1 pseudogene is annotated in these 574 nt (G+C 57.1%); it reads right to left on the bottom strand.

Going from position 1 to position 574, the window contains the following annotated elements:
• Nucleotides 1–574 (bottom strand): annotated as a pseudogene (locus tag B7449_RS18065) (IS5 family transposase); the annotation flags it as partial.

Raw genomic sequence — 574 nt, forward strand, 5'->3', positions numbered from 1 at the left:
TTGATATAGTCTGCTGTAGCCGCGATGAGGATGACAGAGAGGAAGGATGCCGCGGTTTTCTCATATCGGGTCGCGACAGCACGCCACTCCTTGAGCCTTGCCCATAGGTTTTCGACCAGGTGTCGGTGTCTGTAAGCCCATTTGGGACAGGCGACTTCTGGATCATTTTTCCTTGGCGGAATGACAGGACGAGATCCCTGGTCCCAGAGATACTCTCGGAATTTATGCGAAGCATATCCGCGATCACAGACGACATAGGTCGGTGGGTGTGGCAGGTCATCGAGCAGGGCATAAGCGGATGGCAGTTCATGTGCCTGTCCGGGTGACAGCGTGAAGGACAGTGCCCTGCCATGACTGTCCGCAGCTACACAGGCCTTGGTGCCAAATCCTCCACGTGAGCGGCCAAGAGCCTCACGATCCTTTCGGTGTTCTCTGTGCCCCCTTTTTTAGCCGCTCCGGCCGCCTTGTGATGGGCACGGATCGTCGTGCCATCGAGAAAGACCATGCCGAGGGCCTGATCCCTGTCTCTGACCTTTTCAAAGAGGCGCTGCCACACCCCAAGCTTCGACCAGCG

It is taken from the genome of Komagataeibacter intermedius TF2 (assembly GCF_000964425.1).
GTDB classification, from domain to species: Bacteria; Pseudomonadota; Alphaproteobacteria; order Acetobacterales; family Acetobacteraceae; genus Komagataeibacter; species Komagataeibacter intermedius.